Source organism: Polaromonas sp. (assembly GCF_036676035.1).
Lineage (GTDB): Bacteria > Pseudomonadota > Gammaproteobacteria > Burkholderiales > Burkholderiaceae_C > Polaromonas.
In genome coordinates, this window is record NZ_JAKFDR010000002.1 from 1 (window position 1) to 21,734 (window position 21,734).

The window sequence follows — 21,734 nt, forward strand, 5'->3', positions numbered from 1 at the left end:
AGGCGCAAAACGCCGTCGGGGTGGCGTTGCGCAGCGTCCGTGCGCGAAGCTGTACAGCGCAGCAACGCCAATGCCGCCCTTCGCCTGGTTCGCTTCGCAGACCAACGGCTACGGGCGGCCCCCGACAAGGCTTTGCAACGCCGCGCATGGCCTTTTTGATCGCAACCCGAAGGGAAGGGGTCCCATCGGGCGCAACTCGGCGTTGCCCACCTTGCCCGCACATCAGTGCGGGCGGCGGCAGGCGCCTTGATTTGCGCCCGATGGAACCCCTTCGCACCTCCAGAATCAGTGTGAACAGACCCTAGATTCAGACATGGATTCAGACACATGAACGCACCCGTTTCCTCCCGGCAGCAGCATCAGCTTGAAAGAGCAGAACGACAGGCCCAGATCGTGCAGGCCCTCCAGGCTGTGCTGCCTTCGCACGCCCTGCTCTGGAACCGGGAAGACACCACGCCCTATGAGTGCGACGGCTTGACGGCCTACCGCGAGCGCCCCCTGGTCGTGGCCTTGCCGGAGTCTTATGCCCAGGTGCAGGCCGTTCTCCGGGCCTGCCATGCGCTGGACGTGCCCGTGGTGGCACGCGGCGCCGGCACGGGTCTGAGCGGTGGCGCCATGCCGCACAAGCTCGGCGTGACGCTGTCGCTGGCCAAGTTCAACAACATCCTCAAGGTCGACCCCCTCAGCCGCACCGCCCTCGTGCAGGGCGGCGTGCGCAACCTCGCGATCAGCGAGGCCGCTGCGCCGTATGGCCTGTATTACGCGCCCGACCCCTCCAGCCAGATCGCCTGCACGATTGGCGGCAATGTGGCGGAAAACTCCGGCGGCGTGCACTGCCTCAAGTACGGCCTGACCGTGCACAACGTGCTCAAGGTCAAGGGCTTCACCATCGAAGGGGAAGAGGTCGAGTTTGGCAGCGACGCGCTCGACGCCGCCGGTTACGACCTGCTCAGCCTCATCATTGGCAGCGAAGGCATGCTGGCCGTGACCACCGAGGTGACCGTCAAGCTGGTGCCCCAGCCGCTGCTGGCGCGCTGCATCATGGCCAGCTTTGACGACCTGCGCAAGGCCGGTGACGCCGTGGCGGCCGTGATTGCCGAAGGCATTATTCCGGCAGGACTGGAAATGATGGACAAGCCCATGACGGCTGCCGTCGAAGACTTTGTGCATGCAGGCTACGATCTGAGCGCCGAAGCCATCTTGCTGTGCGAAAGCGATGGCACGCCCGAAGAAGTCGAGGAAGAAATTGGCCGCATGAGCGCCGTGCTGCGCCGCTGCGGCGCCACCGCCCTTGCGGTGAGCCAGGACGAGGCCGAACGCCTCAAATTCTGGAGTGGCCGCAAGAACGCCTTCCCGGCGTCCGGGCGCATCAGCCCCGACTACATGTGCATGGACTCGACCATTCCGCGCAAACGCCTGGCCGATATTTTGCTGGCAATTGCCCAGATGGAAAAGAAGTACGGGCTGCGCTGCGCCAATGTGTTTCACGCCGGTGATGGCAACCTGCACCCGCTGATCCTGTTTGACGCCAACGATGCCGACCAGCTGCACCGCTGCGAACTGTTTGGCGCCGACATCCTGGAAACCAGCGTGGCCATGGGCGGCACGGTCACCGGCGAGCACGGCGTGGGCGTGGAAAAACTCAACTCCATGTGCGTGCAGTTTTCCGCCGAGGAAAACGAGCAGATGTTTGGCGTCAAGCGCGCATTTGATGCCCGGGGTTTGCTCAATCCCGGCAAGGTGATTCCCACGCTGCAGCGCTGCGCCGAGTACGGAAAAATGCTGGTGCGCGGCGGGCAGATGGCGCACCCCGAATTGCCCAGGTTCTGACGCCTGGCTGCGCAGGCGGCCTGCGCCAAAAACGTGTTGCAACGCTGCGCGACAGGGCGCGCGCCGGACACAAAATAAAACAAAACAGACCGCAATTTTGCGGCCTTGCCGCCGGTCCTGGAGGTTGCCACACCACTGCCACCGTGGCAGCATACGGTCATGCCATCAACCGTCAACCGTTAACTCAAGGAGACATTCATGACAACGCAAGAGCTGGCAGTCGCCTTCACCGACCTGTGCAAGAAAGGCGAATTCGAAGAGGCGGGCAAACGCTTCTGGTCCGACGAGGTGGTGTCGCGCGAGCCCATGGCGGGCGAGATGGCTGAACTGAAGGGCCGCGCCGCGGTGGAGGCCAAGGGCGCCTGGTGGTATGCCAACAACGAGGTGCACGGCGTCAAGGTCGAAGGCCCCTATGTGCATGGCAACCAGTTTGTGGTGCGCTTCACCATGGACGTGACGCCCAAGGGTCAGGCTCGCCTCACCATGGACGAAGTGGGCGTCTACACGCTGCAGAACGGCAAGATTGTTGAAGAGCGCTTCTTTTACGGCACCTGATGCCAGTGTCTGCGTGGCCCGGGCGCTGGCCAGACAGCATCAAACACCGCAAGGCTTGCCCTGCGGTGTTTGATGGTGGGGCGGACAGGTCGCTTGAGAGTCAAACCTGAGCGTCAGACCGCCTGCAACCCAGGCTTGACCGCTTTGGGGCTGGCCAGGGCGCCGAACAGGATTTCACCGGCCAGTTGGCCGCCCTCTTCGATCACCAGCTTGCCATAACGAATCGTGCCGGTGACTTTGCCCGTCGAGTAGATCACCAGCTTCTGGCGCACCGTGAGGTTGCCATTGAACTCGCCGTGAATTTCCGCCAGGTCGATTTCAGCCGAACCCTTGAAGGCCCCGCGCTCCGCAATATGGATCACTCGCGAGTCCATGGTCGCCTCCACCAGGCCCTCCACCACCAGCGTATCGCAATCGGTGATCTCAACGCCTTTGAGCTTGATGTTGGGCCCTACGGTGAGCTTGCTGCCGCCTTCCTTCGCAGCCACCGCTGCCGCAGGATTCGTCGTGGCCGGTGGATTGACGGCAGGCGTGCTGGCCTGCGCCTGACTGGATGCACCGTTTGCACCCAACTGGTTGGGACTGCTGTGGCGCAGGGGAGATGAATCAATGTCGCGTTTTCCGAAGAATGGTGTTGCCATGAGCTTTCCTTAAAAAAGTTCATGGTACGGGCGAGCACTCTCACAAGCTCCACTGCCAATGCAAGATGAGTAACGAAATTAATTCTTACATTCGGCCTTGCTTGGTCACGGCGTTGGCTCGCAGCGCTGTCTTCAGCGTCTTCTTTTTAATCTCCCGAAACGAAGACCCGGCCGCCCGGGTGGTTCATGGCATGGGACAGTGTTTCCTGATTTCACCCTCTAGCAAATCATCGTCCCAGTCAGTACATTGGGGTTAGGGCCTGTTAACGCTATTTCCGGGGGTGCGGAAATAGTGTTAACAGGCCCTAAACAAGGAACTACCCCATGAAAAAACTTTCTTTTATCCAGCGCAGCAGCGGTAGCCACTGGGTGGGCAACGGATTTCCCGTGCGCAGCATTTTTTCCTACAACGACATCCACGAGGAAATGTCGCCCTTCCTGCTGCTGGACTACGCCGGGCCGACCCACTTTCCACCCACCGAGATGCGGCGCGGCGTGGGCCAGCATCCGCACCGCGGCTTTGAAACCGTCACCATCGTCTATGACGGCGAGGTGGAACACCGCGACTCCGCGGGCGGTGGCGGCCTGATTGGCCCGGGCGATGTGCAGTGGATGACAGCAGCGTCCGGCATCGTGCACGAGGAATACCACGGCGCGGCATTTGCCCGGCGCGGCGGGCCTTTCGAGATGATCCAGCTGTGGGTCAACCTGCCGGCCAAGGACAAGATGGCGCCACCTGGCTACCAAGGCATTACCGATGCCCAGATTCCCAGAGTAGAGCTGCCTGCGGGTGCCGGCCTGGTGCGGGTGATCGCCGGCAATTACAACGGCACCCAGGGGCCGGCGCACACCTTCAGCCCCATGAATGTCTGGGATGTCCGCGTGAAGGCCGGGCAACGCGCCGAATTTGCATTGCCGGCGGGCCATACCAGCGCACTGTTCATTCTCAAAGGTCGCCTGCGGCTGGCCGGCGGCGAGACCGTGCAGGAAGCGGAGCTGGCCGTGATGGCGCGCGAAGGTGCAGAGCTGGCTTTCGAGGCCCTGGAAGACACGACGCTGATGCTGCTCGGCGGGCAGCCCACCTACGAGCCGATCGTGGGTCATGGGCCGTTTGTCATGAACACGGACGCCGAGATCGAGCAGGCCTTTGTCGACTTCCAGAGCGGCCGGATGGGGCAGATCGCGCCGGCGGCCTGAATCGGCCCAACGCAGGCGACCGGGCAGGCCCTCCGTTCCGGTATAAACACCGGATCTTTCGAAAGACTTCACGATGAGCATCCAGATCACCCGGGACCGGTCGGCCGCCATGCGGCACATCATCCACATCAACGGGCAAGCCATCGCGGCCGACGCGACACTGGCCGAGGGCGGCGAGGGTTCGGGCGCCAGCCCGCACGACCTTTACGATGCGGCGCTGGGGGCCTGCAAGGCGCTGACCGTGCTGTGGTACGCCCAAAAGCGCAACATTCCGGTGGAAGACATCGGCGTCACGGTCACGCGTGACGACTCCGGCGAGCGCGCCGGCATCTATCGCCTGGACACGCAGCTGACGGTATCGGGGGCCCTGAGTGAGGAGCAAACGGCTGAACTGCTGCGCGTTGCGCGAAAATGCCCGGTCCACAAGCTGATGACGGAAGTCAAAACCGAAATCACCACCTCGCTTTCGCTGTCGAGCCGTTAAAGCGGGCCCGGGCGCAGAGTTCAGTGGCTTTCGGGCCACAAATTACCCGACATTGCACATTTCACACGGAAGTCTATACTGGATTTCCCTTAGCTCTTGAAGACGGAGGTTCCTATGGACACCCTCAACCGTTGGCAGGACAGAATCGAGATCGGGGCCGGGCTCTGGTTATGCATCTCGCCCCTGGTTCTGGGACTGCCGGAGCCAGCGGCCTGGAGCGCTGTGGTGGTGGGCATTGGCGTCATCCTGCTGGCCACTGAAGACCTGCTTCTGCCGACCCAGATTGACGACTGGGGCAATACCCTGCTGGGCATAGGCCTGATGGTCTCGCCGTGGGCTTGGAGCTACACCGACCACCAGTACGCCATGATCAACGCCCTGGCCGTCGGCTTGCTGATCACCCTGATGTCGGGCTGGGCCCTGGAGCGCGTGCTGTACGCGAAATTCAAAGACTGGAAAGAACATCGCCACGCCCATGGCTAGGTGGCGGGTTCCCGGCTCTTTCGCCTTAATCGCAGCCTAAACCGCGCATTACTCAGCAGTCCGTAACGAAGGTGACGCCACCCATGCTGTCATTCTGAGCAAGGCGAAGAATCTTGCCAGCAGACCGAGATCCTTCGCTGCGCTCAGGATGACAAAGTATGTCGCACTACTTTCGGACCGCTGAGTAACGACGGCGCGACCGTGAACTGGTCGCAGGCCGGATGGCCTGTTTCAACACCCGCAGCCTGAGGCTTTTCGGCCACGGGTTGCGGGGCATCCCGCCAGTTCGTTTAAAGGTAGAGGCAGGACTCCAGATGTCCGGCGAGCTCTTTTTCGCTCGCCTTGGTGTAATCCTTTTCAAAGTGGTCGCTGACCAGGCTGGCGGTCTGGCCGTCCAGCTTGTCGTTGATCAGGCCCATGAAAGAGGGCGGGGCGATCAGGATGGCGCGTGCGAACTGATTGGTGGTGCGACCATGGTTGAACTCGCGCGCCAGTTCCTGGGCGAAATGCCGCGCGGCGTTGAGCTTGGGGTCGGTCTGAGGCTGGAAGGCACCGTGGCCGTTGCCGACGCTCTGCATGTGCCCGGGGCGGTCGGTGACCAGATCGGCATTTTTTTGCCGGCTCTGCGGGTGTTCGATCTCCTTCAAAACTTCGAGCCCCTTCCTGGGGCCGTGGTTGGCATAGATTTTGGCGAGGCTTGCGTTGGCGACCAAAATCCAGGTGGTATTGGCCATGTGTGTCCTCCTTTGAAGTAAACAGGCAACCAGTCACGTTGATTTATTACTTTACGCCCGGCGCTGCTGAATGCAAGCGGGCTGACAAATCAAGCCCCATGCCCATCTTCCCAATGGGGCCGCAGGCCCATCCGGCAAGGGCCGGAGGCCGGATTACGTGCCCGAAACCTAGGCTGCCATCCGGCGTCTGGCGATATAGCTGACCGCATCGACCATCCCCACCAGCACAATCATCGCGGCCAGCACCGAGCTGGTCTCGGCCATCTGGAACAGGCCGAGGTGAAAGGCCAGCATCTGGCCCAGACCGCCCGCGCCCACCACGCCCAGCACGGCGGCGGCGCGGATGTTGTTCTCCCAGCGGTACAGCGCATAGCTCATGAGCTGCGGCAGCACCTGGGACAGCGTCGCGTAGAGGAACACCCGCGTTTCGTCCACGCCGCGCAGACGCAGCGCGAAGGCGGACTCCTGGGGCGCGTTTTCCAGGCTTTCCGCGAACAGCCGACCCAGCACGCCGCTGGTGTGCGCGGCCAAGGCCAGCGTGCCGGCCAGGGGGCCCAGCCCCGCAGCGATCAGCAGCAGGGCCGCCCATATGAGTTCGGGCACGCTGCGCAGCGCATTGAGCAACCAACGGGTGGCACGACGCCAGCGCGCCGGATCGGCGCTGTGGGTCTTGCTGGCCGGCAGCGCCAGCAACAGGCCGAACAGCGTGGCGAGCAAGGTGCCGACCACCGACATCGCCAGCGTCTCCAGCGTGGCCGGCAGCAGCTTACTCAGGAACGCAGCCTCGGCGTTGGGCGCCAGCAGTTCGCCGACAAACCTGCCCATGCGCTGCAGCGAATCGACCGAGACAAAGCGCGCCCACTGCAGGTCCAGCGACCAGAAGCTCAAGCCCACCAGCACCAGCACGGCCACAACGAACCAGCAGGCGCGGCAGCGCGCGTCGAACAGCGGCGGCGGCAGGCGGAAGACCTCGTTGGCGGCGGTTTTGGGCGGCGCGCGGTTCATCCCGCCTCCCGCCGAGCCGCCTCAAGGGAGGCGGCGGCCCCCTCGGGGGGCAGCGAACGAATGTGAGCGTGGGGGCTCATGGTTTGTTCCTCAGGCCAGCACGCGGCGCAGCCAGGCGCTCAGACGGTCGGTGGCCGCGACCAGGGCCACGAAGACCAGCAGCATGGTGCTGACCTCCGAGCCGTTGAACATCTTCATCGACGAGTCGATCTGCTGGCCCAGGCCCCCGGCCCCGACAAAACCGAGCACTGCGGAGGAGCGGATCGCGCATTCCCAGCGGTAGACGGTGTAGCTGATGAGCTCGCCGGCGTTCTGCGGCAGCAGGCCGTAGAAAAAGGCCTGGATGCGGCCCGCGCCGTTGCGCAGCAGGGCCGTGGTGGCATGGGTTTCGCCGCTGTCCAGGATTTCGCCGTAGACCTTGCCCAGCATGCCGGCGTAGGTCAGCGCGATGGCCAGCACGCCCGCCGTGGCGCCCAGCCCCACGACACGCACGAAGACCAGGGCCCAGACCAGCTCGGGCACGCTGCGCAGCACCACCAGCATTGCGCGCACCGCAAAATGCAGCGCTGCCGGCAGCGCCGCCATCCGGCCCGCCAGGCCGGAAATCGACAGCGCGCGCACCGACAGCAGGGTCAGCGGCAGCGCCAGCACCAGGGCCAGCGTGAGGCCGGCGGTGGCGATCGCCACGGTGCGCCAGGTCTCGCGCGCCACCAGGCTCAGGAATTCAAGGTCCAGGCGCGGCGGCACAAAGCCCGCGAGGAACTGCAGCGTCGGCTTGAGGCTTTGCGGCGCCAGCAGCACCCAGGGCTTGAACTCGGCCAGCACCAGCAGCGGCCACAGCACGACCAGCGCGGCCAAGGCCCAGAACACCCGGCCCGCCCAAGCGGGGTCGCGCCGCGCGGGCAGGGTCGAGGCGGCGACCAAAGCTTGCATGGCTCAGCGGCAGGAAATGGGCACCGGGCGCGGCGCGGGTGTGGGTTGCGGCTCGGCGGCGGCGCCCGAGCCTTCCAGTTCCGCCGGGCTCTGCGCATACAGCTCGCGCAGCAGCGAGGGTGTTACGGCTTGGGCCGGCAGGTCGAACAGCAGCTGCCCCTGGCGCAGGCCCACGATGCGCGGGAAATGCTGCAAGGCCATGGCCACGTCGTGCAGCGTGGTGACCAGCGTGGCGCCGCTTTCGCGCGCGGCCTCGGTCAAGGATTCCACGGCCTGGCCGGCACGCGCCGGGTCCAGCGCCGACAGCGGCTCGTCCACCAGCAGCAGCCGCGCCTGAGCCAGCAGGGCGCGCGCCAGGCCCACGCGCTGGCGCTCGCCGCCCGACAGGCGGTCCACCCGCGCGAACAGCTTGTCGCTCAGGTCGAAGCGGGCCAGCGCGGCATCGGCCTGGGCAATGCCAGTCGGATAGAACAGGCTGCGCAGGCTGTGCAGCAGGCCGATGTGCGGCAGGCGGCCCGCCAGCACGGCTGTCACCACGCGCTGGCGCGGCGGCAGCGGCGGCACCTGGGGAGCCAGAAACAGCTCGCCGCGCAGGCGCTGCAGCTGCTGCATGGACAGCCGCCACGGATCGCGCCCGTCGAGCTTCAGGCCGCCCGCGGCAGGCTTGAGCGCGCAGGCCAGCAGGTGCAGCAGGGTCGTCTTGCCCGCGCCCGAGGGGCCGATCACCGCCAGCTGCTCGCCGCTATCAATCTCCAGGCTCAGGCGCTGCAGCGCGGCCGGCGTGGCGCTGAGCGCCGCCGGGTGCCGGCCCGAGATCGCCTCCAGCTCGACTCTCATGACGAAATATGCCTCCAGTCCATGTGATACGGGCGCTATGCGCTATTATTTTTATAGCAAAATCACTTCAGCAGCCCGGCGCTGCGGGCCGCCGCCTCGATGCCCTTGTAATTCTCGGCCCGGGTCGGCACGAAGCGGGTGGCGCGCTGCAGTTCCAGTATCTCGCGGCCCTCGGGTGTGGCCCTGCTCAGATCCAGGAAGGCCTTGGTGAGCTTGTCGCGCTGGGCCGCCGGCATGTCGGCGTGCACCGTCCAGTTGTAGTCATAGTAGGGTGGCGTGGTGTAGAAGATGCGCACTTTCGTGGTATCGACCTTCTTGTCGGCCACCAGCTTGTCCCACACCGAAATGTTGAGCGCGCCGGCGTCGACCTTGCCCGAGGCCACGGCGGCCACCGTGGCGTCGTGCGCGCCCGAGTAGGCCACGCGCCTGAAATCGCGGTCGGGGTCGATGCCGGCGGCCAGCAGGAAGCTGCGCGGCATCAGGTGGCCCGAGGTGCTGGACTGCGAGCCGAAGCTCACGTTGCGGCCCTTGAGGTCGGCCAGCGACCTGATGGTGGTGTCGGTCGTGATGAAGACCGAGCGGAACTTCTCGTCCTCCTCGCGCTGCACCAGCGGCACGGCCTTGCCGCCCGAGCGCTGGCTGGCCTGCACATAGGTGAATCCGCCGAACCAGGCCAGGTCCACCTGCTTGTGGGCCAGAGCCTCCACGGCGGCGGCGTAGTCGGTGACGGGTGTGAATTCGACCTTGGTGCCGAGCTTTTGCTCCAGGTACTTCACCAGCGGCGCGGCCTTGCGCGCCAGCTCGGTGGGCGACTCGTCGGGAATCGCGGTGAGGCGAAACACGGACTGGGCCGGGGCCTGGGCGGCCAGGACCAGCAGCGCACAGGCGGCCAGCGCCTTGAGGGTGCGTGAAATAGACAGACTGAACATGGGGCATCTTCCTCGGGAACGACAGACACCCCGGATTAGACCCGAAGAAGCCGATGCCCGCCACGCGGCCTGCGTTCGTTCGCGCTCTGTTGCACTCGGGCCGCCTGCACGGCTTGAACCGGAGGAGCTATCCCGTTAAGCTGGCAATAGAGTCGAAAGTGACCGTCGATGGAACTCCCTTTCCACGCGCTGCTGTACCGGTATTTCTTCTTCGCCTGGCTGTTCAAGGACCTCAACCAGCGCGACCTGCTCGCGCGCGCGGCCGCCTGGCGCTACAACAAGGGCCAGGCTCATTGGCTGCCGCTCTACATACGGCGCTACCTGGTCAGCGGCGCCCTGCTCTTCGCGCTCGGCTGGCTGATCGAACAGGCCAGCCCCCTGCTTTCCGCCTTCTTCTACCTGCCCAGCGTGATGTCGGTCCCCTTGGCAGCCGTCGCGGGCGTGGCGTGGATTGGGTTTCAGGTCTGGGATTGAGGGCGCCGGGCCATCAGGAGGGCGGTATCGCGCCTCTGGGGCAGTGTGCGGTGCTCCGCAAGGCCAAATCGGCCCCGCAATGCATGGGCGCTATCGGCCAGCTGCGGTCATTCGACCTTCTCGATAGCAGTCGTTTAACGTCTGAATTAAGGGGCGCGCTTTAGCGCGTCCCGCTTGAATGATGGGTTAGCGGGAGGCAAGTCGGCGAAATACACTGTCGTCTATCTCGAACGACTCAAGAAAATCGGAAAAAGCCTCAGCGTTCACAACGAACACCGTATGCTCTTTGGCGCGCACTAGATGGCTTAATCCATCTGAAAAGTTGGGCTTCAATGGTTGGGTTGAAAGTTGTTTCCTGAACCTGACATACGGGACGTCTTGGAAGGACGACGCGGAGACCTTTCCGTCAAATAGGGAAATTTCTTTTGGATCAAAGGTGCAAAGCTTAAGGCGGGCGGTTGTAACAATAACGCTGAAATACATGCGAATAGAATCTTGGCGGCGAGCGTGATAGGGGTTTTCTTCTTCCGCTACTCCTTCGGTTGCGAAAACTAACTCGGCGCCGACCCGCTCAAGCATAGGCTTTGACTTCGCATCCTGCCCAAAAATCACGCAATACTGCGACTCTGGACAGCTAGGCTCAAGGGTTAAATCTGTCCAACCGAAGCAGCCAGTACTGCCGGATATGTAACAGGTAACCCATGCCTTGGCTTGCCTCCGATTCTTTACGCCTGTGTCTGCATTCAAGAATACCCACGAGGATTCCAAGACGCGCTTGCATTCCACGATCATCACCGATGTACCGTGCTCATCCTCTAAAACGATATCGATGAATCCGTCAGTGTTACTTGCAGCGTTCTTCCATGAGTGCTCCGTGTAAAGCACCTTCCATCCATGATTCGCGCTGGTTTCCCGAACGTGGTGCGCGACCCCAATTTGAAGCGGAAAACCAGATTGGTTAACGATGTCAGATAACTTGTGTTCGTTCATGTCGGTAGTAGAGATGGTGGCCTCTAACGACAAAGGTGGGGAAGCCCTTGTAGTGAAGATGACCGGACCACCAACACCAGCGGCGAAGCCGCCTTCTGCTGTTGCGGGTCCGCGTCGATTGACATGTTAGAGCTCACTTTGAAATGCGTAGCGTGTCAGCCGCGCAGAGTGCGCATGGTTCCGACGATGTCGAGGGCGTACTGCCCGATCTTCTTCGGGTCGTACTGCATCTTGACGCGTGTGCCCAGGTTGCTGAGGAAGATGCCAACCATCTCTTCGCGCTGCTCCGGTGAGGCCGCTTCCATCGCCGCGTGAACATCTTTTTCCAACGAAACTGCAACGTGAGTTCCGACGTGATGGGGATCTGCGTTCCCTTCGATGGGACCTCGAAACAGCAATCCGCCATCTTCTGACTGAAAGGGTTTCACGGTCGCCGCAAACGTGCCTCGCAGTTCGTCTGCCATCCGGCGATTGAAGTCGCCGAGGTTTTCTGTCAGGTTCATGTGTGACCTCTCGCGTGAGCTCTAACGTTTGAGTTCACCCGCGGACGGAAGCGGGCGAAGCCCGCTGTAGGCCGTCGGGTGCAACGAAGGGTTAGGCAGCACTGTTTGGACTTTCGAAGGCCTGACGTGTTTGAACCATGTAGACGGCCGGTCCGTCCGGAGTGGTGATGATCTTCTGCTGCACAAACCCGGCCTTCTCGTAGCAGCGGATCGCGCGATGGTTGTTCGGCTCCGGGTCGGTCTGAATCTTCGTCACCTGCGGGTCTGAGAAGAGCAACTCAACGAGCGCACGGACGAGCTTGGTGCCAAGGCCTTTGCCCAACTGCGTGGGATTGGCAAGCGACTGATCGATTCCGCGAACTCCAGGGTCGGTCTCGTCCTCCCACCAACCGTCTCCGCTTCCAAGAGCGACGTACGACTGGGCATACCCAATCGGTTCGTCACCAAGCATGGCGATGTAAGGCGTGACGGACCCTCTTGCGAGAACTCCGGGCAGGTAGTGCTCCCGCACTTCAGCAAGTGTTGGTCGTGCTTGTTCGCCGCCCCACCACTCGACGATATGGGGCCGGTTCAGCCAATCGTGGAGCATGGGTAGGTCGTGCTCGGACATGAGGCGCAGGCTGACGGTTTGGGTGGTTCCGGGCACGGCAGTCGTTCCTGTGCTGCCTAACGTAATTTATACCGCAAGGTGCTGCGGTATAACGTGGCGACATCAACTACAAAAACTGGCATTTAGGCTTGCCCCGCATGGATAGTTTGCTCCATTAAAAATAGCGACAAACCCGGCAACTTGTAAGAAATGGCTCGTTCCGCATTTGGAGCGATTCTCGACTAAACGTTGTGGTTTGACCATCCCCCATGTGAGGGAGGCTGCCGAAAGACCGCTGCTGCAATCCAGTCCTTCATATCTGAATCATCGATGACTGCAACGGGTCGTAACCCGCCGATGACCAGCCTCAGGCAAAGGCCAGCCGCGACGGGGCGGTTGCCGGCCACGGGGATCACGCCGCATCCATCCGTGCACTCAAAGCGTCATGCCTGTCGTGGCTCGCTGCTTGCCGCGCACCCCGGATCTCGTCCATGCTGTGGACATACCCCACAGACAAGACTCGTTCTTGCCAGATCAATGCCTGCTGTTGTACCCTTGCTGTCGAACGCTCCTGTCTGTTCAAGTGGCAAGTGCTTGCTACGCAGCGCCACTGTGGCGCATCGCGATGCCATTGAGGGTGGGGCGTCCATCCGATTGCTTACCTTCTACTTTGCACGAAGGGGACATTGCGACGTTGCGCTGACAGGCGCGTCGCGGCGCTTGCCGCACCGCGACGACTGATGCACAGTGCCGCGGTTCCCGGGGGAGCCGGTCATGCAGTTGCTGCATCAGGCGGTGGGGCTCGGCGGGTTGCTGCTGCTGGCGTGGCTCGCGTCGGAGAACCGGCGCGCGATCGCGTGGCGGCCGGTGGTGGCCGGCTTGGCACTGGGTTTCGTGCTCGCCGCCGCGCTGCTGAAACTGCCGCCGCTGCAGCGCGCGCTGGACGCGCTGAACGACGCGGCCAACCAGCTCGCGGTCGCCACCATCGCCGGCACATCGTTCGTGTTCGGCTACCTCGGCGGCGCGCCGCTGCCGTTCGCTGAAACCGGGCCCGGCTCGAGTTTTGTGCTGGCGACGCGCGCGCTGCCGCTGGTGCTGGTGGTGGCGGCGCTGTCGGCGCTGCTGTTTCACTGGCGCATCCTGCCGGCCATCGTGCGCGCGTTCGCCTGGCTGCTGCAGCGGACGATGGGCATCGGCGGCGCGGTCGGCGTGTCGGCGGCGGTCAACGTGTTCGTCGGCATGGTCGAGGCGCCGCTGTTTGTCAAGCCCTACATCGCCCGTATGTCGCGCGGCGAACTGTTCATCGTGATGAACTGCGGCATGGCCACCATCGCCGGCACGGTGCTCGTGCTGTACGCGACCGTGCTGGGCCCCGTGGTGCCGGGGGCGCTGTCGCACCTGCTGGTGGCCTCGTTTGCCGCCACGCCGGTGGCGATCGCGGTCGCGGCGTTGATGGTGCCGGGGCCGCTGGCCGACGACGGGCGCGTGGAGCTGCCGCGCGAGGACCCCAACAGCGTGGCCGCGCTCACGCGCGGCGCGCAGGAAGGACTGCAGTTGCTGCTGTCGATCGTCACGCTGCTGGTGGTGTTCGTTGCGGTGGTGGCGCTGGCCAACGCGCTGCTGGGCACGCTGCCCGCGATCGCCGGCGCACCGCTGGCGCTGGAGCGCATCTTCGGCTGGCTGTTCGCGCCGCTCGCGTGGCTGGTCGGCGTGCCGTGGAGCGAGGCGGTCGCCGCCGGCAGCCTGCTCGGCAAGAAGGTCGTGCTCAACGAACTGCTGGCCTACCTCGACATGGCACGGATGCCGCCCGAGGCGCTGGCGCCGCGCAGCCGGCTGCTGCTCACCTACGCGATGTGCGGCTTCGCCAACTTCGGAAGCCTGGGCATCATGCTCGGCGGCATGGGCGCGATGGTGGCGCCGCAGCGGCGCGGCGAAGTCGCGCAGCTGGGCCTGAAGTCGATCGGCGCGGGCTTGCTCGCCACCTGCATCACGGCGGCGATGGTCGGGCTGCTGGTCTGATTCTTTCGCGGCGCGGTCGCGGCGCCGGCGCCCCGCACCCCAGACCACTTCCATGCTGTGGGCATACACCCCACGCTGGACCGCGATCTCGCGCTCGGCCATGATCAGGGCATCTCCGCTCCCCAGTCACGAACTCAAGCCCGTCGGGTGGGGCCAGGGCTTGGGTGCGGCTGTTCTTCAATCAAAGCTTGTAGCCGATTTGTCGCAACAGATTCTTGCGCCACGCGATGTCGCCCTCGTCCTCGATCCCTTGGGGAGGAAAGCCGTCCACCACGCCCAGGATGCCGCGCCCCTGCTCCGTCTCTGCAAGAATCACTTCGGTTGGGTTGGCTGTTGCGCAGAAAATACGGCAGACCTCCGGCACCATCTTGACGGTGTTCAACACGTTCAGCGGGTAGAAGCCGTCCCCGAGGAAAATGATGAAGCTATGGCCGGCAGACAGGGCTTTTGCGTTGCTTTGGGCCAGTTCGATCATGGCGGGATCGGTGCCCGACCATCGCACCAGGCATTTGCCGGAGGCTTCGCAAAAGGCCAGCCCAAACTTGATGCCCGGCACGGCGGCCACCAGCGCTTCGTGGATGTCCTCGACCGACTTGATGAAGTGCGTCTGGCCCAGAATGAAGTTGGTCGCTTCCGGCTTGTCGATTTTCACAGTGATGAGTTGCATGGCGAACTCCTGCTTTGCCTGAGTGCAAGTATCGTAGCCCTTGGCCCATCCGGCAAGCGCCGATTCCCGTTTGCGAAACCTGGTTTTCTGCGGAGCGGCTTGCAGACAGCGTCACAGGCCCCGCGCGCTGTACATCGTCATCTCCCACTCGCCCGATGCTTCATCGTGGCGCAGGATGTAGGTGTTGCCGTCATCCCCCTGTACCTTGAAGTAGCGGTGGTCCGGCGCAAGCCACCGGTCCAGGATGGCCTTCACCTCGATGCGACGCTCGCCGAGATGAAAGGCGCGCGGCTCTTGTTCGCCGCGGTAGCCGGCATAGCACTCCACACGAATCCCCATCGCTTCATAATAAACGCATACCGTTTCAGGCTGCATTACTCAGCAGTCCGAAAGTAGTGCGACATACCTTGTCATCCTGAGCGCAGCGAAGGATCTCGGTATGCTGGCAAGATTCTTCGCTGCGCTCAGAATGACAGCATGGCTTTATTTGGGGTCGCGTTGCCGACGCTGGCCTTGCCCAGCGTGGCCGCCAACTTCATGAGCCATCCACGTTCCATACCGCCCCCGCAGTGCCCGCAGCGAACCAGACGTCGGACCTGGCCGCGTTGACCGGGCGATTGCAGGCCCACGTTCGCCATCTGGCGGGCGAGATCGGCGAACGCAACGTGTTCCAGGCAGCCCTGGCGCGAGTCGTGATGGGACTGCAGGCTGCGCTGACCGCCATGGCGTCGCGGCCGGACCGTTCCCAGTGAATGGCGAAAAACTGACCTCATTTTGGCGAGCGCTTCCTATAATGAAATTTACGGGGCCCATCCCCGTTTGCCGGGATGGCTCCCGTGCCCTGCGCACGGTCCTGCGAGTGCGCTCACCACAGCACAACGGAGGTGTTCCATGGCAAGTTACGTGATTCTCAGCCGTTTCTCTCCGGACGCATTCCGCGATCCGGGCGAATTCAAACAGTTGGCCGCGACAGTGGCCGAGAAAATCAAGAGCGGATGCCCCGGCGTCACCTGGAAGGAAAGCTACGCCACGCTGGGGCGCTTCGATGTGGTCGATATCGTGGAGGCGAGTGACATCAAGCAGGTTGAGAAAGCCGCCATGATCATCCGCGCTTACGGGCATTCGACGACCGAAACCCTGCAAGGCACACCGTGGAACGAGTTCCTCGGTACGCTGTAGCAGGCAAACCCTCATCCTCCTTGGGAAGACGAAACATCACCGGAGCCTGAATCGAGGCCAGGGAGCGGGCATGGCGGAGGGGGAAACGAGGAGCTGATCAGCCTGCTGAGCGGGGATCCTGGGGCGCCGTCCGACCGAACCAGCGGTTGAACCAATGCACGGCGTGGTGCGCCGCTTGCTCGAGCGTGCCGGGCTCCTCGAACAGATGGGAGGCGCCGGGCACGATGGCGAGCTCTTTCTCGCAGCCGCCTGGCCGGCCGTTTTCACTGCCGATCAGCGCGTACGCCTGGCGGTTGAGCTGCAGCACCACGTGGTCGTCGCCGCCGACGATCAGCAGCGTCGGGCTGACCAGGCGCCCCAGCGACTCGGGGCCGGCGAGATCAGGACGGCCGCCACGCGAGACGATGGCGCGAACCTCGTCGCCCAGCTCGGCCGCCGCGCAGATGCAGGCCGCCGCGCCGGTGCTGGCACCGTAGTAAGCGAGTGCCAGGCCCGCGCATTCCGGCCGTTCCTTGAGCCAGGCAGTGGCCACCAGCAGGCGCTGCGCGAGCAGCTCGATATTGAAACGCGCGTCGGGGTGCTGGTCTTCCTGGCTCGTCAGCAGGTCGAACAGCAGGGTGGCGATGCCCTCGCGCTGCAGCAGGCCGGCAACATAGGTGTTGCGCGCGGAGAGGCGATTGCTGCCGCTGCCATGCGCGACCGCGACCACGCCGCGGGGATTGTCCGGTAGGGTCAGCGTGCCCGGCAGCCGCGCCTGGCCGGCCGGGATGTTTGCCGTGATCTCTTGTTGCCGCATGTTTTCACTCGGAATATTGAGCCACCGGCCTCACGCCTTGTGCGCATGCACGCGCACCGGGATCCGCCGCCGGCCGAACTGACCCGGGGAAGCCGCGTAGCGGCCGGGGATCGCCGTGCCGCAATGGCCGCAGCAGCCGCCGGCGGTCACTTCGTAGGCGCGGATCTCGTGCCAGTCGCGCACAATCAGCGGTTCGCCGCAGCCGTGGCAGAAGGTGGTGCCGCCCTCGCGGTCGTGCAGCACGTTGCCGGTGTAGACGTACTGCAGGCCGTTGGCGAGTGCGATCTCGCGCGCCCGCGTCAAGGTCGCCGGCGGTGTCGGCGGCGTGTCCAACATCTTGTAATCCGGATGGAAGGCGGTGAAGTGCAGCGGCACGTCGGTGCCGAGCTCGCGCGCTATCCAGCGGCATTCGGCCTCGATCTCCGGGTCCGAATCGTTCTTGCCGGGGATCAGCAGGGTCGTGATCTCGAACCAGACCTCGGTCTCGTGCCTGAGATAGACCAGCGTGTCGAGCACCGGCTGCAGCCTGGCCCCGCACAGGCGGAAGTAGAAATCGTCGGTGAAGCCCTTCAGATCGACGTTGGCCGCGTCCATCTTGGCGTAGAACTCGCGTCGCGGCTGGTCGTGGATGTAACCGGCGGTGACCGCGACGGCGGCGAGTCCCTGCTCGTGGCAGGCGTCGGCCGCGTCCATCGCGTACTCGGCGAAGATCACCGGGTCGTTGTAGGTGAAGGCGACGCTCTTGCAGCCGAGCCGGGCGGCGGTGCGCGCGATCGTCTCGGGGCTCGCCCGGTCCATCAGCGTGTCCATCTCGCGCGACTTGGAGATATCCCAGTTCTGGCAGAACTTGCAGGCGAGGTTGCAGCCCGCGGTGCCGAAGGAAAATACGCTCGATCCCGGATAGAAGTGGTTGAGCGGTTTTTTCTCGATCGGGTCGATGCAAAAGCCCGAGCTGCGGCCGTAGGTGGTGAGTACCATGCGGTCGCCGGTGCGCTGGCGCACGAAACAGGCGCCGCGCTGGCCCTCGTGCAGCCGGCAGTCGCGCGGACAGAGGTCGCACTGGATGCGGCCATCGTCGAGCATGTGCCAATAGCGTCCCGGGTAGTCCATTGCATTCCTCTCCTTGTGGCCACCACGGATAGGAAATTCAACCTAGAAACCGCAGTTGGACGCGCCCGAGTGGGCCGCCATGGGGTGGGCTGGCAAGGCGTGACGACGCTGCGGACTCCTGTCCGCAAGGAGGAGCAACGCCGCCAGCGCGCGCCAGGGCGGCTCAATCGGGTGCGTAGCGCTGTCACCCACAAGATGAACTCGCGCGTGAGCGAATAAGTGTGTGTTCATGCGATCTTGCCAGCGGTTAATGAGCGGTCAACTGCGGTTTCTAGGTTCAACCGTCTAAGTGTAAATATCGTAGCCCTTGGCCCATCCGGCAAGCGCCGATTCCCGTTTTCGAAACATGGTTTGTGCGAGACAGCGGCAAGCCCTGCAGCCCCATGGCCCGCGGGTGATGGTTTGTAAAGTTGTGTGAGCGGCGCGGCGGTGGTTTGCGGCCGGGTTCGGAGCCAAATCGGCACTGCGCCCACGATTATCAAGCGTCATTAGCTATCAAAACAATAGCATTTCTCAGCTTGACCTGAAGCCCGGGTGGCGCAGGCCGTGGCGGCGGCGAAGATACAGGCCGGCTTGCGCCGACAATCAGCAGCCCAATCAACAATCAGCAAAGGGTGTTCGTGTTCAAGAACGTGATGGTGTATCGCATCGGGGCCGCTTGGGCCCCTTCCGTGGCGCAGGTGGAAGACGGCCTGGCCCAGGCCCGCTTCGTCGAATGTGGGGCCACCCAGGAAAAATCGGTGGGCTGGATCGCGCCGCGCGGCGAAGCCCATGGCGCCCTGGTCGAGGCGGTCGGCGGGCATTGGATTTTGAAGCTCATGATCGAGAGCAAGGCCGTGCCCGCGGGCGTGGTCAAGCGCAAAGTCCAGGAGCGGCTGGCCCAGATCGAAGCCACCGAGGGCCGCAAGCCCGGCAAGAAGGAAACCCGGGAAATCAAGGAAGACGCCAAACTGGTGCTGCTGCCTATGGCCTTCAGCAAGCAGGCCTCGGTCACCGTCTGGATAGCCCCGGCGGCCCAACTGCTGGTGATCGACGCCGCCAGCCAGGCCAAGGCCGACGAAGTGGTGACCTGCCTGGTGAAGTCGCTGGACGGCATGGCCGTGACCCCACTGCAAACCACCAGTTCGGCCGCGGCCGCCATGTCGCAGTGGTTGACCAGCCAGGAACCGCCCGCAGGCTTCAGCGTGGACCGCGAGTGCGAGCTCAAGGCGAGCGACGAGTCCAAGGCGGCCGTGAAGTATTCGAAGCACCCGCTCGACATCGACGAGGTGCGGCAACACATTGCAGCGGGCAAGCTGCCGACCAAGCTGGCCATGACCTGGAACGACCGCGTGTCCTTCCTGCTGACCGAGAGCATGCAGCTCAAGAAGCTCGCGTTTCTGGACGTGGTATTCGAAGGCGCTGCGGCCCAGGAAGACGATGGATTCGATGCCGATGCCGCGATTGCGACCGGGGAGATGAGCCGGCTGATTCCCGAGTTGATGGAGGCCTTGGGCGGTGAGGTGGTGCTGGGGTGAGGTCCTGGTTGAGCAGGGGGCCAGAGGGCTGGATTCAATGGCTGTGCGCCAGTAGCGCAGAGGGGATCCGCTGGCGCGTGAGGCCGCCGCGTTCGAGCCAGTGCTGCGTCTGGTCGGCCGCACGCTCGATCAGCTCGCCGGCCCGGGAGAAGTCGTAGGGCGAGGACGCCAGCGGGCACAGCGGCGGCACGGTGATGATCTCGGCTTGCTCGCGGTAGCGCTCGACCTCCATGACCAGCTGATGCGCGATCAGCAGGGTGACCGCGTGCAGCGCGCTGGCGATGGCGCCGCGCGGCGGTGACTCAAGCGCGCAGGCGAAGCCCGTGGGCAGCACGATCACGCGCCTCGCGCCAAGTTCAACCGCGACGCTGACCGGCGTGTTGCTGGCGATCGCCCCGTCGATCAGGTAGCGCTCGCCGATGCGTACCGGAGAGAACACAGCGGGAATCGCGCAACTCGCGAGCACCGCGTCGACCACCGGGCCGCTGGACAGCCGTACCGTGCCGCCGTCGAGCAGATCGGTGGCCACCACATGCAGGGGCACGGTGGCGCGTTCGAAGGTCTGGTACGGCAGGCATTGTTCAAGAATGCGGCGCAGCCCTGAGGAATCGACGGCACCGCTGCCGTTAGCCAGCAGTCGCAAGACGCCGCGCCAGGCGATAGGGAAGACCTCGCTGCGGCGCAGGCCGCGCCAGATCGCTTCGAGCCGCGCGACGCCGTCCGCGTTGGGCGCGCCGGCGAAGTAGGCGCCGTTGATCGCGCCCACGGAGGAGCCGATCACCAGATCGGGCGCGATGCCGTGCGCGACCAGCGCGCGCAGCATGCCGACCTGCACAGCACCGAAGCTGCCGCCGCCGGCCAGCACCAGGGCTGTGGCTTGGTTCGTGCTCTTGTCCATGGGGCTATGTGAACGGGTAGGAAATTCAAGCGCCTGAATGCAAGTATCGTAGCCCCGAACGGACCATTCGGGCTACCATTGAACTCGAAGCCCAACGTAAAGCGGTCAAGCGCAGATCCTGAATCTTTGACGGGAGGCAACGAGGTGAATTCCGATCACGCGGCGCAAGTCCTGGTCATAGGCGCCGGCCCGGCCGGCTGCGCTGCGGCGATGACGCTGGCGCGGGCGGGAATCGACACGGTCCTGGTGGACCAATCCCGCTTCCCGCGCGACAAGGTGTGCGGCGACGCGCTCATCCCCGACGCGCTGCGGGCGCTGGACAGGCTGGGCTTGGCACGCGAGGTGCTGTCGGCAGCGCGGCCGCTGCAACGCGTGCGCATTTTCGCGCCCAACGGCAGCCATGTGGAACTCGACGGCCAACTCGCCAGCCTGCCGCGGCTGCGGCTCGACGATGCGCTGCGCGCTGCCGCGGTGGCGGCCGGGGCGAGGTTTCTTGCACCCTTGCGCCTTGCCCGCTTCATGGAGTCGGACGGCGCCCTGCACGGCGCCTGCTTCAAGGCGCCCGGGGACCGCACCGAGACCACCATTCGCGCCGAGCTCTTGCTGCTCGCCACCGGCGCCGCCAGTGCGCCGCTGGAACTCGCCGGCGTCTGCGAGCGCAAGGAAGCGAGCGGGATCGCCGTGCGCGGCTATTTCCACAGCGAGACGCTGGCGCGCGAACTCGACGCCCTGTGCATTTCCTTCGACCGCAGCATCTGCCCCGGCTACGGCTGGATTTTTCCCGGCCCCAACGGCGTGTTCAATGTCGGCGCCGGCTATTTCTTCGATGCGCCACGCCGCCCCGCCGTCGGGAACGTGCGGCAGGTGTTTGCATCCTTCGTGGAGCGCTTCCCGCTGGCGCGCCGGCTGCTCGCCGAGGCAGCACCGCTGGGAGAGCTCAAGGGGGCGCCGCTGCGCACAGCGCTGAAGGGCGCGCGCCTGGCACGCCCCGGCCTGCTGGTCGCGGGCGAGGCGGCGGGCAGCACCTACTCGTTCAGCGGCGAAGGCATTGGCAAGGCATTGGAAACCGGGATGCTCGCCGCCGAGCACGCCTTGGACTTCTTTGGCGGCAAGTTCACCGCCACGACACTGGTCCCGGCTTACCAGCAATCGCTGACCGAGACCCTGGCGCCCCGCTTCGCGGCCTATGAGACGGCGCAGCGGTGGCTGTCCCACCCGGCGGCCTGCGATTTCATCGCCGCCCGCGCGCGCCGCGGACGCTACGCCAAGGCGCAGCTGGAGGGACTGTTGGCCGAGTCAGGCGAGCCCGGCGAGCTTTTTTCGTGGCGCGGGCTGCTCAAGGCGCTGGTGGCCTAGGCCTGCGC

The 21,734-nt window shown here is 64.4% G+C and carries 25 protein-coding genes; 11 read left to right on the top strand and 14 right to left on the bottom strand.

Annotated elements, in window-relative coordinates; translation table 11 throughout:
• The first annotated feature begins 327 nt into the window (after positions 1-327).
• Positions 328-1,830: an FAD-linked oxidase C-terminal domain-containing protein gene (locus V6M61_RS00160; protein ID WP_332774524.1), complete on the top strand. Its 1,503-nt coding sequence runs from the start codon at positions 328-330 to the stop codon at positions 1,828-1,830.
• A 198-nt stretch (positions 1,831-2,028) separates the two neighbouring features.
• Complete coding sequence (locus V6M61_RS00165) at positions 2,029-2,385, top strand: nuclear transport factor 2 family protein (RefSeq protein ID WP_332774525.1); 357 nt, start codon at positions 2,029-2,031, stop codon at positions 2,383-2,385.
• 113 nt (positions 2,386-2,498) lie between these two features.
• Here V6M61_RS00165 and V6M61_RS00170 read toward each other — a convergent pair whose 3' ends face one another.
• Positions 2,499-3,026, bottom strand: coding sequence for a bactofilin family protein (locus V6M61_RS00170; protein WP_332774526.1), 528 nt, complete (start codon positions 3,024-3,026; stop codon positions 2,499-2,501).
• Between the two features lie 324 nt (positions 3,027-3,350).
• On the opposite strand from V6M61_RS00170, the gene V6M61_RS00175 reads away from it, so the two are divergent.
• From V6M61_RS00175 to V6M61_RS00185, 3 genes are all read left to right on the top strand, one after another.
• Positions 3,351-4,223, top strand: a complete 873-nt coding sequence (locus tag V6M61_RS00175) for a pirin family protein (RefSeq protein ID WP_332774527.1) — start codon at positions 3,351-3,353, stop codon at positions 4,221-4,223.
• A gap of 73 nt (positions 4,224-4,296) precedes the next feature.
• Positions 4,297-4,707 (top strand): OsmC family protein, encoded by a 411-nt coding sequence (locus V6M61_RS00180; RefSeq protein WP_332774528.1) that lies wholly within the window; start codon positions 4,297-4,299, stop codon positions 4,705-4,707.
• Between the two features lie 114 nt (positions 4,708-4,821).
• The gene (locus V6M61_RS00185; RefSeq protein ID WP_332774529.1) at positions 4,822-5,190 is read left to right on the top strand and encodes an SPW repeat protein; all 369 of its coding nucleotides are present in this window, start codon (positions 4,822-4,824) and stop codon (positions 5,188-5,190) included.
• A 290-nt stretch (positions 5,191-5,480) separates the two neighbouring features.
• Here V6M61_RS00185 and V6M61_RS00190 read toward each other — a convergent pair whose 3' ends face one another.
• From V6M61_RS00190 to V6M61_RS00210, 5 genes are all read right to left on the bottom strand, one after another.
• Positions 5,481-5,924, bottom strand: coding sequence for a host attachment protein (locus V6M61_RS00190; RefSeq protein WP_332774530.1), 444 nt, complete (start codon positions 5,922-5,924; stop codon positions 5,481-5,483).
• A 168-nt stretch (positions 5,925-6,092) separates the two neighbouring features.
• Positions 6,093-6,929, bottom strand: a complete 837-nt coding sequence (gene phnE / locus V6M61_RS00195) for a phosphonate ABC transporter, permease protein PhnE (RefSeq protein WP_332774531.1) — start codon at positions 6,927-6,929, stop codon at positions 6,093-6,095.
• Between the two features lie 90 nt (positions 6,930-7,019).
• Positions 7,020-7,862: a PhnE/PtxC family ABC transporter permease gene (locus V6M61_RS00200; RefSeq protein WP_332774532.1), complete on the bottom strand. Its 843-nt coding sequence runs from the start codon at positions 7,860-7,862 to the stop codon at positions 7,020-7,022.
• A gap of 3 nt (positions 7,863-7,865) precedes the next feature.
• The gene (locus V6M61_RS00205) at positions 7,866-8,699 is read right to left on the bottom strand and encodes a phosphonate ABC transporter ATP-binding protein (RefSeq protein ID WP_332774533.1); all 834 of its coding nucleotides are present in this window, start codon (positions 8,697-8,699) and stop codon (positions 7,866-7,868) included.
• Positions 8,700-8,761: 62 nt separating this feature from the next.
• Positions 8,762-9,628, bottom strand: coding sequence for a putative selenate ABC transporter substrate-binding protein (locus V6M61_RS00210; RefSeq protein WP_332774534.1), 867 nt, complete (start codon positions 9,626-9,628; stop codon positions 8,762-8,764).
• Between the two features lie 168 nt (positions 9,629-9,796).
• Here V6M61_RS00210 and V6M61_RS00215 point away from each other — a divergent pair, with 168 nt between their 5' ends.
• Positions 9,797-10,102, top strand: a complete 306-nt coding sequence (locus V6M61_RS00215) for a hypothetical protein (RefSeq protein WP_332774535.1) — start codon at positions 9,797-9,799, stop codon at positions 10,100-10,102.
• Between the two features lie 186 nt (positions 10,103-10,288).
• Here V6M61_RS00215 and V6M61_RS00220 read toward each other — a convergent pair whose 3' ends face one another.
• From V6M61_RS00220 to V6M61_RS00230, 3 genes are all read right to left on the bottom strand, one after another.
• Entirely contained in the window at positions 10,289-11,092 is an 804-nt protein-coding gene (locus V6M61_RS00220) for a hypothetical protein (RefSeq protein WP_332774536.1), read from the bottom strand.
• Positions 11,093-11,247: 155 nt separating this feature from the next.
• Positions 11,248-11,595 carry a hypothetical protein gene (locus tag V6M61_RS00225; protein WP_332774537.1) on the bottom strand — a complete coding sequence of 116 codons (348 nt, stop codon included), beginning with the start codon at positions 11,593-11,595 and terminating at the stop codon, positions 11,248-11,250.
• Positions 11,596-11,686: 91 nt separating this feature from the next.
• Positions 11,687-12,241 carry an AacA4 family aminoglycoside N(6')-acetyltransferase gene (locus V6M61_RS00230; protein WP_332774538.1) on the bottom strand — a complete coding sequence of 185 codons (555 nt, stop codon included), beginning with the start codon at positions 12,239-12,241 and terminating at the stop codon, positions 11,687-11,689.
• Positions 12,242-12,958: 717 nt separating this feature from the next.
• Here V6M61_RS00230 and V6M61_RS00235 point away from each other — a divergent pair.
• Positions 12,959-14,203 carry a NupC/NupG family nucleoside CNT transporter gene (locus V6M61_RS00235; RefSeq protein WP_332774539.1) on the top strand — a complete coding sequence of 415 codons (1,245 nt, stop codon included), beginning with the start codon at positions 12,959-12,961 and terminating at the stop codon, positions 14,201-14,203.
• Between the two features lie 181 nt (positions 14,204-14,384).
• Here V6M61_RS00235 and V6M61_RS00240 read toward each other — a convergent pair whose 3' ends face one another.
• Positions 14,385-14,870: an adenosine-specific kinase gene (locus tag V6M61_RS00240; RefSeq protein ID WP_332774540.1), complete on the bottom strand. Its 486-nt coding sequence runs from the start codon at positions 14,868-14,870 to the stop codon at positions 14,385-14,387.
• A 111-nt stretch (positions 14,871-14,981) separates the two neighbouring features.
• Positions 14,982-15,209: a hypothetical protein gene (locus V6M61_RS00245; RefSeq protein ID WP_332774541.1), complete on the bottom strand. Its 228-nt coding sequence runs from the start codon at positions 15,207-15,209 to the stop codon at positions 14,982-14,984.
• A gap of 230 nt (positions 15,210-15,439) precedes the next feature.
• Between V6M61_RS00245 and V6M61_RS00250 the strand changes: the two genes are divergently transcribed.
• Together V6M61_RS00250 and V6M61_RS00255 are read left to right on the top strand one after the other, a co-directional pair.
• Positions 15,440-15,622 carry a hypothetical protein gene (locus V6M61_RS00250; RefSeq protein WP_332774542.1) on the top strand — a complete coding sequence of 61 codons (183 nt, stop codon included), beginning with the start codon at positions 15,440-15,442 and terminating at the stop codon, positions 15,620-15,622.
• Between the two features lie 139 nt (positions 15,623-15,761).
• Positions 15,762-16,049, top strand: coding sequence for a GYD domain-containing protein (locus tag V6M61_RS00255; RefSeq protein ID WP_332774543.1), 288 nt, complete (start codon positions 15,762-15,764; stop codon positions 16,047-16,049).
• Between the two features lie 97 nt (positions 16,050-16,146).
• Here V6M61_RS00255 and V6M61_RS00260 read toward each other — a convergent pair whose 3' ends face one another.
• Both V6M61_RS00260 and amrS read right to left on the bottom strand, forming a co-directional pair.
• Positions 16,147-16,845 (bottom strand): dienelactone hydrolase family protein, encoded by a 699-nt coding sequence (locus V6M61_RS00260; RefSeq protein WP_332774544.1) that lies wholly within the window; start codon positions 16,843-16,845, stop codon positions 16,147-16,149.
• A 30-nt stretch (positions 16,846-16,875) separates the two neighbouring features.
• On the bottom strand, positions 16,876-17,955 hold the full coding sequence (gene amrS, locus V6M61_RS00265) for an AmmeMemoRadiSam system radical SAM enzyme (RefSeq protein ID WP_332774545.1): 1,080 nt from the start codon (positions 17,953-17,955) through the stop codon (positions 16,876-16,878).
• A 620-nt stretch (positions 17,956-18,575) separates the two neighbouring features.
• Here amrS and V6M61_RS00270 point away from each other — a divergent pair.
• A complete protein-coding gene (locus V6M61_RS00270; protein WP_332774546.1) occupies positions 18,576-19,472 on the top strand; it encodes a recombination-associated protein RdgC in 897 nt (298 codons plus the stop codon).
• 34 nt (positions 19,473-19,506) lie between these two features.
• Here V6M61_RS00270 and V6M61_RS00275 read toward each other — a convergent pair whose 3' ends face one another.
• Positions 19,507-20,370, bottom strand: coding sequence for a patatin-like phospholipase family protein (locus tag V6M61_RS00275; RefSeq protein ID WP_332774547.1), 864 nt, complete (start codon positions 20,368-20,370; stop codon positions 19,507-19,509).
• A gap of 144 nt (positions 20,371-20,514) precedes the next feature.
• On the opposite strand from V6M61_RS00275, the gene V6M61_RS00280 reads away from it, so the two are divergent.
• Complete coding sequence (locus tag V6M61_RS00280; protein WP_332774548.1) at positions 20,515-21,726, top strand: NAD(P)/FAD-dependent oxidoreductase; 1,212 nt, start codon at positions 20,515-20,517, stop codon at positions 21,724-21,726.
• Positions 21,727-21,734: the final 8 nt, after the last annotated feature.